Raw genomic sequence first — 12,588 nt, 5'->3', positions numbered from 1 at the left:
AAAAACTAATAAACAGTGAAAGGACTCGTTATATTACTCTTATTAACCTCAAGCCTCTGGGCTCAAGATACCGCTTCGGTCAAGGTTATAGCTCGCTCCTTGCCCAACAAGGTAATATTGCGATGGGCAGTGGACCAGCCCTTGGCATGGAAGAATGCCAATGAATTAGGTTTTTGGATAGAAAGAGCAACCATTTCAAGGAACGGCGAGGCTGTGGTACCCATAGAAAGGAAACAATTAGTTACACAACCACTAAGACCAAAACCTTTGGAAGAATGGGAAGCACTGGCCTTACAAGATCAGAATGTAGCTATATTGGCCCAGGCTTTATATGGTGACACCTTTGAAGTTAGTCCTCCTGGAAATCAGATGGGTGCTGTCTATGCTATAAACGATGAATTGGAACAGCGTTTTACTATTGCCTTGGTAGCTGCAGAACAAAACTATGAGGCTTCCAAATTGGCGGGCTGGGCCATAGAGGACCCTTCGGTTATTGCTGGCGAAAAATATGTTTATTCTGTATCGGTAGCGTTTCCACAACAAAGTAATATTCCCACTAACAATGGAACGGTATATGCTAGCCCAGATATGCACGAAGCCCTTCCGAAACCTATAGGTTTAGCTGGTGTCTTTACTGATAAAAAAGTTACATTGAGATGGAACTTCAATTTGCTACAACATGTATATTCCAATTACCAAATTGAAAGATCTCGAGACAATATTTCTTTTGAGCCCTTAAACGGGGTCCCTATATTCAATGCCCAACAACCCAAGGAAGCCTCCGAAATATCAATGTTCTATATGGATTCGATACCCAATAACACGAATTTCTATTATCGCGTTATAGGTAAAACTGCTTTTGGGGAAACTGGACCAAGTTCTGAAATAGTAGAGGGTAAGGCGGAAGAAACATTGGGTTTTGTTCCCCGAATTTATCAAAAAGAACTGCCTACTGATAATAAGGTAATTCTCCGGTGGGAATTTAAGGAAGAAGATAACAGCTTAATTGATAAGTTTCAACTGCGCAAGGCGAACAACAACAAAGGTCCTTTTCTAACAGTAGTAGATAATATTCCAAATACGGCAAGGGAAATAACCTATGAAGGTTTGGACAGGGTAAATTATTTTACCATTGTTGCTATGGGAAAAAATAAGTTGGAAAGCGAATCTTATTCCACCTTGGTCCAACCTGTTGATTCCCTACCTCCCACTAACCCAATTGGCCTTATAGGAACAATGGATACTACTGGAGTCGTTAAATTATCTTGGTCAAAAAATCTGGAAGAAGATTTGGGAGGATATCGAATCTACAGGTCAAATAATCCACAGGCGGAGTTTAGTGAAGTCACACAGACTACTTTTAAACACGAAAACTATACGGATACATTATCAATAGCCAATTTAAATAAAAAAATATACTATAAGATATTGGCAGAGGACCAGCGCTTTAATCGTTCAAAATTTTCGGAGGTATTGATCATGGACAAACCGGATATTATTCCGCCCTCTACCCCAATTCTGAACAATTATGTAGTGACTTCTGACGGGATTAGAATTTATTGGGTTCCCAGTAGCAGTCCCGATATTAGCTCCCATATAGTATATCGAAAAACTGGAGGGGAACATGATATCCAATGGGAGAAATTATTTGAATCCAAGTCATTACAAGATTCCACTTTTTATGATGTTACACTGCAAGATCCGAATGTATTCTATTATACCGTAGTGGCCATAGATTCGGTTGGATTGGAAAGTACACCTGCCAAACCAGTTTCGGTTACATGGAACGGAAAGGCGGTTACAGATGAGGATGTAAAGTTCTCAGGAACCGTAAATCGCGAATTGCGATTTATTAACCTAACATGGAAAGTCAAGAATTTTCATGTTTTGGAATACCGACTGTATCGAGGCACCGATAATCACCCTTTAAAGTTGTATAAAACTTTGGAAGGGACAAGCAAGGGTTTTAATGATGTTGACCTTGAAGTGAACACCAATTACAATTACGGACTGCAATTGGTCCTTAATGGTGGTCGCACATCTTTAATATCAAAGATTAATTTAAAGTATTAGGTTATGAGGAAAACCAATAAATATTTTTTAATCATTTTGTTTTTATTCATTTATACTCAAGTTGAGGGTCAAAATTGGTACTATATTCATCAAAATGTAAATATGTCATATGGCACTAACACTTCAGGTAATTTAATTTATGAATTAGCCGACGGAAATAATTCCTACTTTTTTCATTATGGCTCAACATTTTACGATAATAGCCAAATCTATTTTTCATCAGATTATAATTTAGACAGGATTGAATTACGTTATGGCAGGGCAGGAATCAATAATCCTTTTTGCAACCTTGCGACGACAAAATATATTGATTTGGGAGATGTATGCAGCCCTTATCTTGCTTTTACAGAAAGATACATAGATGATTGCACTGATTTAACAGCTGGAATTGCATTTGTAAAGCTTGGTGCCTTTAAGTCAGTAACTAACCAGAGTTCTCCTAGTCCATTTTGTAAGCCTCAAAGTATTGATTTTTTTGAAGAAACAACTTCCTGCAGTTTAGGTAAAATTAAATATGCAATAGAATATTCATTATCAAATATCGGCCTCTATAAAGAATTATTGCCCTATGGTGAGCATGACACAAACTTTAGTTTTACACCTTCCAATATTCCAGGACTAAATCCAGATGGACAGATTTACATAAAAATTAGAAAAGCAGAATTTCAATCTCAAATTCCTTCGGATTATGTGGGGGGCATAGTTACATATGACATCATAGATTGTTCCCCAAACCTTATCCCCGAATTAACAATAACTTATAACGAAACCTGCCATGGTGACAATGACGGCAGCGTTACTTTAACTTTCGAAGATGATGTAGCCGAAGGTTTTCTAATGCGTTATTTTCTTTACCAAGGTACACATCCAGGAAATCCAAACGAAACTGAACTTAAGGCCAATGACCCAACTTTTCCTGGAACCACCAAGCAGACTATATCTGATCCATTATTGACGCTTACTTCAAATGCAAATGGGTACAGTGGAACTGCAACTGATTTGAGTGGAAGCAGTATCGCTTCTAACGGCTCTACTTTAAATTATGCCGATTATTTCATAGTTTATCAAGAAGTAGACTATTCTAAAAATCCCGTTGAAATTAAAAGCGGAGGGATAACGCCCAATACTTTTAGAATTTCTAGGCCAAGTGAAATTTCAATTTCCATCCCTCCACAGAACATTACACAGCCCAGTTGTGCTGGAGAAAAAGGGTCTGTTACGTTAGTTGGACAGGGCGGAGGATTCCCTACCAATGAAAATATATCCTTGGAATATGGTATTCAAGGAGATGATAATAGCTGGGATTCAAATCCCACATTTTTTAATCTAGAACCCGGCAATTATACCTTTTTAGCGCGCAGTCCAACTGGTTGTTTAAGTCTACCCTCTGAACAGATTACAATTACAGCACCGCCAAGTCTAAGTTTTGAAGATCCCAACCCTGGCATTACTTCATCAAGCAACTCGAATGATGGGGTCATTAGTATATTATATAACGGGGGAACACCCAATTATACTTTTGGATTGGTCAAGGAAAATGAAACTACCCTCGAATTTGAAACTATTGCAAACCCAAATTTAATCCAGAGCAGTCTAAACAAAACAGTTGAATTTCAAGAATTAGGAATTGGCACCTACAGGATAACTATAACAGACAGTAACGGTTGTAATCTCACTTCTGAAAATATTGCAGTTACGACAATCCCTCCCCCACAGATAGCTGATCAGCAGTTAAATCAAATAGTATGTCCAAATGGAAATGATGGAAGTATAACCATAACGATTTCTGGAGGGGTGCTTAATTATAACTACCAATGGACAATTAACGGGGTAGTGTCACCCATTCAAACCACAGGAAATCAAACAATCTCTCTAAACAACCTATCCGAGCCTGGAGAATATATTCTAAAGGTCGCTTCAACTGGCTTTACCGAATTTGATGACCCCTCAGGTTACGACAGTACCACCATCACCTTAAATACCCCTGAAGAGGTTATAATAAATTCTGCCACCCCAAATAATATTAGCTGTTTAGGGGCTCATGATGGAAGCATATCGGTGACTGCCTCCGGAGGCTCAAGCTACGAATACAAATTGGATTTTTTTGGCCCTTGGACCCCACTTAATAATGGCACAATTCCAATAACTCGCGGAGGCTTCTATGATATTTATATAAGAAACCAGAATAATTGCGAGTCAGACCCAGTCCTGGGCATATTGATATCGGAACCGGATGAACTTACAGTCTCAACCACTACCCAAAACGCAACTACAAATGGTGGAAACCAAGGAAGTATAACGCTTACCATAGTTGGAGGAACACCATTTTCCGAACCCGCCGATCCATATACAATTACTTGGACCAGGGAAGGTCAGCCTTTTACACTTTCAACCGGATCTACGAGTACCAATCTTGTTAATTTGGAAGCCGGGGAATACATTGCCCAAATTACCGATGTCAATGACTGCTCGCCTCTTAGTAACCCTCCAATTGTAATAGACCAGCCGGGGCCATTAGGAATTACAAGTCTTACCCCAACGCCCGTTCTTTGTAGGGGCCAGGCAACAGGCAGTATAACCGCAGTGGTGACTGGTGTAGCGCCATTCAATTACATTTGGGAACGACAGGATGGGCAGCCCATAACATCACCAAATGCCGCGACTATTGCTAATTTGGCCGAGGGCATTTATTTCCTTAGGCTAACAGATGCCTCTGGGGATCCGGAAGTTACCGATACCGTTACCATAACAGAACCTCTGGAGACCTTGGATGCAACAGTAGTATCTACTGTAGTTTCTTGTTATGGTGGTAATGACGGGAATATACAGATTACCGCTCTGGGAGGCACTGCTCCTTATGAATATGCCATTGATGGTGGCTTCGGATTTCAAGTAAGTGATACTTTTAATGATTTAGCCCCAAGAACTTATGTAGTTACTATTCGTGATTATAACTTATGTGAATTCACTACCACAGTAGAAATTATTGAACCATTACAAATTTCAGTAACTGAAACCATTTCAGACGTTTCATCTACCGGAGGTTCAGATGGCAGCATTATCCTTGAGGTGTCAGGAGGAACAGAACCTTATGCCTACAGTTGGACCGGACCTGGAATTACCATCCCAAGAACCACTAAGGATATTGATGTATTAGTAACTGGTAACTACACTGTGGAAATCACCTCTCCAGGGAATCTGGGTGGTATAGACGGTTGCTATCATTCCCAAACCTTTTTCTTGCCAGAACCTGGACCATTGTCAATTAACAATATTACTCCCACTGATGTAAGCTGTTTTGGCGAAGCAAGCGGAAGCATTGCCACAACGGTAACCGGGGAGGGGACCATTACCTATGAATGGACCTTTGCTGATGGAAGCCAGATTTTAATAGGCAATGGTACCGATGGGCCAAATATTTCTGGTATTGTAGCCGGAGGTTATATGTTGACCGTTACCGATATCAATACAACGACCTCATCGGCCCCAATTATAATCAACCAACCCACAGAAGCACTTAGTATTACCAATGTAATCACTACGGATATAAGCTGTTTTGAAGGTGTTAGTGGCAGTATTCAAATAGAGGCCCTTGGTGGAACAGGCGACTATACCTATTCCCTGGATGGCATTACCTATCGGAACTCCCCTATCTTTAATGGCTTGGCCCAAGGTAACTTTACAGCCTATGTAAGGGATAGTAATAATTGCGATTTCATATCTCCTAATCCAGTAATGATCAATGAACCCCAGGAGTTAAGTTTCGTCATCGACCTACAACAACCACTTTCTGCTGCAAATGCAGCGGATGGTGCCATAACTATAACGGCATTTGGAGGAACAGGAACTTTATCCTATAGTTGGACAGGGCCTACAAACTTTACGCCAATAAACAGTAATGTATTGGAAAACCTTCCTGGCGGCGATTATCTCGTAACCATTATCGATGAAAACTATGCCCTCAACAATGGCGCTGGTTGTATCTTGGTCTCCCAGCAGCCTATTACCATAGCTGAACCAGGGCAACTCATTGTGTCGCTAAACCAAACCGTATTCTTGGAATGTAACGATGATGACTTTGCCGAAATCACTGCCAACGTGCAAGGCGGTGTAGCGCCTTATACCTTTGAATGGTTTAGAACAGAAAATGGAAACGATATACAGCTTGTAGAGGATACTGAAATTATCGGAAATCTAACGGCAGGAGCCTATTTTGTAAGGGTTACCGATACAAATACCATTAACGTTGATGCGACATCGGTTATCATTGACCAACCAGATCTATTGGAAATAACGGAGAATAGTATTACTGATGTTCTCTGCAACGGAGCGGAAACCGGAAGCATTGCTATTTCGGTACAAGGGGGAACATTACCATATACCTATGAATGGAGTAATGGTGCGGTTACGGAAGATCTATCCAATATTGCAGCTGGGGAATATTCCGTACTAATTTTTGATGACAATGGTTGTCTGGCGGAAAGCACTTATATTGTGGGAACTCCTGCTGATCCCTTACAGATTGTCGATACAACCTTGATGGATGTTAGTGAATATCAAGCCAATGACGGAAGCATTGCCTTGGAGATTTCTGGAGGTTCCGAGCCCTATACTATCGCATGGACCAGAATCTCGGATGGCCAGAATATGGGAGATCAATCTACTATCTCCAATTTAGCCACCGATTCGTATGAAGTTTTGATTACCGATGCCAATGGATGTACGGCTACCGAAATCTATGAAGTGGCTCAACCTGATATAGTGCAGGAGACAATCACACAACCTAGCTGTTCAGGAGAAAATGATGGCAGTATAGAAATAGTTGTAAATCAAGGTAATGGAACATTTACCTATAGTTGGAATAATGGAGCCTCAACAAACAATATTACAAATCTGGCTCCAGGTAATTATTCGGTAATTATCAATGGTTTTGGAAATGGCGCTTTAACCAGAACTTATGTAGTTGAGGAACCGATTCCTTTAGAAGTCAATCTGGGCCAGGATAGGACCCTTTGTGCAGGACAGGAATTAGTGTTGAATGCAACTGTAGACCATACCAATGCTACTTACAACTGGACTTCCGATAATGGATTTTCCAGTTCGAAACCAAGCGTTACTATTAATGAAAGTGGCAATTATTCCGTAATAGTTTCCAACCAAAATGGGTGCTCAGCAACAGGAAGTGTTTTTGTTGATGTCTCTGATGATGAAATAAACGCAGAATTTGCAGTTTCTAGCCAAGTATTTGTTGGGGAGTCACTTATCGCTGTTGATATTAGCTATCCACTGCCGGAAACACAAGAATGGATATTGCCTGAAGGTGCAACTATTCTAAAGCAAGATTCGGATGAGGCCGAAATGGTATTCAATACACCTGGTGAATACGAAATAGGAATCATGACGCGGATTGGTGAATGTTTCGCAAATCAGACCAAAAAAGTACTGGTCATAGAGAATGAAGTATTAACTGAAGGCGATGGGCAGGCAGATCCGAGAAAGCTTATCCAAGATTTTATTATTTATCCCAATCCCACAGATGGGAAATTTACAGCCGATATAGCTCTTTCGGAACGGGGAAATATCAGCATTAAAATATTCAACTTTGCCAACAACGCCTTTATGGCCTCTAAAAAAGACAGGGGAGAAGCCTCTTATTCCATTCCCTTTGATATCTCCGGTCTTCCATCGGGGGTATATGCCGTACTGCTCGAAACCCCCTATGGAAATTCGCTACGGAAAGTAATCCTGAAATAGCGAATCAATAGTCTGTCCACATCACTTGTTTTGGCATAAAAAGACTATTTAATCCCGCCACAATTCCTGTTCATAAATACCGATCAAATGAGTCCTTATATTAAAGGAGGTTTCAAGACTATCCTTGGTTAATTGCACCATCATTGCTTGGGAAGGGGTGGTGGGCATATGACATGTAATGCAATTACTTGTCATTATATCACTGCCATGGGCTTTATTGGAACACATCTTTGCACCATCATTGTGACAGCCAATGCATTTACCATTAAAATAAGCGGTATTCCCCCTCTCCTTCCTATGGGGATCATGACAGGTACTACAGTCCATTGTTGCCGTCTGCTTAAAACATTCACTTCTGGTTAGCAGCCCATATTGGTTTCCGTGGACATCCAATTTACGTTCAGAACTTTCATTATCCACATTTTTGGTATATTGTTTCAAATCTTCTCCCGTGGCGTAGGAAAAGGAATTCCCCTTCAACACTATGTTTCTTGGCCCAGAATGGCATTGGGCACATAAATCCAAACGCTGTTGTCGCGAAAGGTCTTCAATTTTTAAGGTAAATTTAGACTCTATTGCTTCAGGATTCTCCCTGTGATACACGACATGCTTGGCAGACGGACCATGGCAGCGTTCACAATCTATTCCATAAATCATCTGCGACCTGTCAAAACGGTTTCCATTAGGGGATGTTTCCACAGTTTTGGCATAGGTGATATGGCATTTTAGACAGGCATCCCTTATGGGCCTTGGCTCATCGTAATAGGTTGGATATCCCGGACTGTTCACCCAGCTGTCCGTAGGGGTATAATAAGAAGCCTGTAATTGATATAAATCGTCCTTGTCCCAAGTGAGATAGGACTGTCCCCTGACACCTGATCCAATTACAATATCAAATTTTGAGGGTGGAATCTCTGTACTCCTATTTTTAATCCTGGTATGCTGATAAAAGTACTCCCCATCCGACCTCATTACAAACTCTACAGACTTCAGGTCCAATATATTGGAACCTTCCTTGAAACTACCCTTAATATTGGATGAATCCGCCATGGATCCACTATTAAAATGTGCTGTCTCTAAATGGGTATTGTAAATATCGGCATGGCACTCCATACAAGTTTTAGAACCTACAAAATGCTCCCCATTGTCATGGGTTGCCAAAGTCTGGGGATTATAATAATCCGATTCCGTTTTCACATTCTTGCAATAATATACAAAAGTGGCAAGGCCCAACAGCATTATGACCATTATGGAATTCTTAAAGAACTTTCTATTGATTGTAGCCATATGAAACCCTACACCTTTCTTTGGTATACTATAATAATCCGAACACCATTTTATTAGTGGTCGGCATTAGTTGAAATGCCGACCCTTAATTCACTTTTATCATCTGTAATAAATCATCATTTTTGGCCACCAAAATATGTTTCTGACCTTTTACGGATAACAGTTCCATACCGCGAACATCACCCACAATTTTTAAACCTGATTCCATCATGGATTTAGGTATAAAATTTCCGCTGCCGTCACCTTGGAGGTAAAGGCCAAAACTGGAATCGTTCCTAGGGGTTTCCACCTCGCTATTATACAAGTTACCTGCCAAAACAATGTCCAATTTACCATCTTCATTGAGGTCGTCTACAACAAATTTATTTATACTGGATATCTGTGCCATCTGGGGCAATTGCCTTGCCGTAAATTTTCCATTATTGTTCTCCAAGTAAATACTGGCGAACGAAGTAATTTCATAACTCAGTGATTCCCCAAGTAATTTATCGGTATAAATTTGATTCAATGTTGCGCTTGCGAACGAATTGTAATCTTGGAACTTCACCTTTATTGCTGGCATTTGTTGGGAAGAACACTGGCGCCCCCGTAATGGAAATTCCTTGTCCCCCTTTTTGTAGCTCAGTACTATATCTGAAGTTTCATTGCTGTCAAAATCATTCAAATACACTTTAAATGGCGATTTTTCACTGGCTTGATACTTATAATTTTTGCCCAAATTACCAACCACTAAATCTTGGTCCCCATCATTGTCAAAGTCTCCCTTTTCAACCGAGAACCACCAGCCTGAGGTATTGCCTTGCAATAGTTGGTCAGATACATCTTCAAAAACGCCTTTTACATTCTTAAAGAATTTGATCGGCATCCACTCCCCTACAATTACCAAGTCTTCCCAGCCGTCCTTATCAAAGTCGATCCAACTGGAGGAGGTTACTAGGCCCAAAGATTTTAAATCTGGAAAAATTTTATCCGTAACATCCACAAATTTCACACCCTCTGGCGTGCTCACATTTTCCAAAATATAAGAATCCGCAGGATATGGGTATTTTTTGGGAACAAGCCTACCTCCTATAAAGAGATCCAAATCCCCATCCTTATCAAAATCGGAGGCAGAAACATTTAAACCACTTATTTTGGTATCCGGAATGGCCTCCTTATTGCGTCGAAATTTATTATTGCCCATGTTCTCATAAAAACGATCTTCATATCCCAAGGAATTGGGCTTAAACTCGTTACCGCCACTGGCAATGTAAAAGTCGTTATCCCCATCCTTGTCCGCATCAAAAATTAATATCCCTAGGTCTTCATAGTACTTATCTTCCATTAGATCCGGAATAACAAGTTCGGAGAATTCCCCGGAAGCATTTTGCAGGAACACCGCTACATTCTGTCCTACTGCTCCCCCAACAATATAATCGTCCAATCCATCTCCATTTAAATCCCCGGTAGCAAGTGCAGGTCCCAAAGTAGAATTCTTGTGGGGCAATAACACCTCCACCCCAAAATCGTTAAAGACATTCTCATTGTGCTTAAATATATCCGGGGTATCAACGGTTTCAAATTGCTTTACAGCCCTATTTCCGGATTTATGGGAACTTACCAACTTCGCATCATGGTAGTTTATGGTTAGCCTTTGATTCGCCTTAATTTCATCCAGTTTGGTGGTTGATCCATTAGGCCAAGCCACCAAGATACTGTCCACCTGCTGCACCGTTCCAAGGCCAAAATGGAGTAATGGCGAAACGGATGACAAATAGCCTCTAACCGTGTTGTATTCCTGAACCTGTAATCCATCTGATGTATAAAGGGAAACCTTACTTCCATTGGGCAAAACTTTTCCTTGCCCCTTAAGATCCAGGGTCAATTGATTACTGCCAGTGGAATTGTTGCGATAAATACTCGCCGTATCTTCCAAATTATTGATAACCAGGTCCAGATCACCGTCATTATCCAAGTCGGAATAGGCTACGCCATTGGAGAATGTTTTTTCCTGAAAGCCCCATTCATCGGTTTTCTTGGTAAAAGTAAGGTCCTTGTTGTTCTGGAACATATAATTGCTCAATTTTTCCGAGGGCAACTCTTCCAAATACTTTAACAGTTCAACCTCTTCTTCCTTGTTTTTGTAATTGGGATCTTTTTCCATCTTATTAAAAAACTCCCTATACTTTGCATAAAAATCCTTGTTGTTGACATCCCTGCGGATGCCATTGGTAATAAAGAGATCTTTCCATCCATCATTATCAAAATCGGCCATTAGGCCTCCCCAACTCCAGTCCGTAGAGGAAACCCCTGCCAAGCGGGAAACATTACTGAACAAAGGAAGCTCGCCCTCCTCATTTCCATTATTCATTTGCATGGAATTCTGCATGTATTGATGGTGCAGACCAACATTTACCGACTTATAAAATGCAGCCGGATCCATGGAGGACATATTGGCCTTGGATCGGAAATTGTCCTCGGCGGACATATCCAACTGAAAGATATCCATAAGACCATCGTTATTGAAATCCGCAATATCAGCGCCCATCCCAAAAAAGGAGATTTGCTGTAAACTGGTATTGATCTGATTGGTAAAGGTCCCATCCTGATTATTTATAAATAAAAAGTCGGGCGCATTAAAATCGTTGGAAACAAATATATCTGTGTAACCATCATTATTAACATCAGAGGCCACAACTCCCAAACTAAGGCCAAAGGAACTTAAGCCTGCCTCCACCGTTACGTCCGTAAAATGACCATCATCATTGCGATAAAGTCTATCCGAATCCTTTATTTCATGATTGTCCAGCATATACTGGTAGTATTCAACAGGGGCCGTAAAACTGGTAGGGGGATAATTAATTACATACAAGTCCAGATCACCGTCCTTATCATAATCAAAAAAGGTTGACTGCATACTTATACCGTCACAGTCTATTCCGTATTCTGCAGCTTTTTCCGTAAATGTATTATCTTGATTATTAATGTAGAGCACATTATTGTTGGGGCCATTTTTTCCGCCTACAGAGCAATAGATATCCAAAAATCCATCCTGATTTATATCTACGAAGGTAGTCCCGGAATACCAGCGTTCGTCACCAGTTATTCCTGCACTTTCTGAAATATCCTCGAATTTTAGATCGCCCTTGTTTAAATAGAGTTTATTGGCCACCATATTCCCGGTAAAAAAAATATCTTCCAAACCATCATTGTTCACGTCTCCCAAAGAAACGCCACCCCCCAAATACATATAAGGATAGGTAAAGTAGTTATACTTATGTGTTTCTGTGAGTTTATTTTTAAAGTCCACTCCGGTCTTGGCCGCATCAAGCTTGGAGAATAATTGGGTTGGCTGTGGCTCACATGATAATAATGACAGTGCCAATAAAATAAAAAAACTAAATCTTTGCATCATAAATCGGTATTGACATAACATCCCTAAAATAAGAATAACCCCGCACATAAGCGCTAAGGGTTATTCAATTTAAATGTTAA

At 40.4% G+C, this 12,588-nt stretch carries 4 protein-coding genes; 2 read left to right on the top strand and 2 right to left on the bottom strand.

Going from position 1 to position 12,588, the window contains the following annotated elements; translation table 11 throughout:
* The first annotated feature begins 15 nt into the window (after window positions 1-15).
* Both CWD91_RS03205 and CWD91_RS03200 read left to right on the top strand, forming a co-directional pair.
* Window positions 16-2,073, top strand: a complete 2,058-nt coding sequence (locus CWD91_RS03205; RefSeq protein WP_103439480.1) for a fibronectin type III domain-containing protein — start codon at window positions 16-18, stop codon at window positions 2,071-2,073.
* A gap of 102 nt (window positions 2,074-2,175) precedes the next feature.
* The gene (locus CWD91_RS03200; RefSeq protein WP_192877626.1) at window positions 2,176-7,827 is read left to right on the top strand and encodes a T9SS type A sorting domain-containing protein; all 5,652 of its coding nucleotides are present in this window, start codon (window positions 2,176-2,178) and stop codon (window positions 7,825-7,827) included.
* A gap of 48 nt (window positions 7,828-7,875) precedes the next feature.
* Here CWD91_RS03200 and CWD91_RS03195 read toward each other — a convergent pair whose 3' ends face one another.
* Both CWD91_RS03195 and CWD91_RS03190 read right to left on the bottom strand, forming a co-directional pair.
* Entirely contained in the window at window positions 7,876-9,114 is a 1,239-nt protein-coding gene (locus CWD91_RS03195; protein WP_103439478.1) for a multiheme c-type cytochrome, read from the bottom strand.
* A gap of 85 nt (window positions 9,115-9,199) precedes the next feature.
* Window positions 9,200-12,508, bottom strand: a complete 3,309-nt coding sequence (locus CWD91_RS03190; protein ID WP_239985629.1) for a VCBS repeat-containing protein — start codon at window positions 12,506-12,508, stop codon at window positions 9,200-9,202.
* Window positions 12,509-12,588: the final 80 nt, after the last annotated feature.

This window comes from Arenibacter hampyeongensis (assembly GCF_002909255.1).
Taxonomy (GTDB): domain Bacteria; phylum Bacteroidota; class Bacteroidia; order Flavobacteriales; family Flavobacteriaceae; genus Arenibacter; species Arenibacter hampyeongensis.
This window is presented reverse-complemented; position numbering and strand designations above follow the sequence as displayed.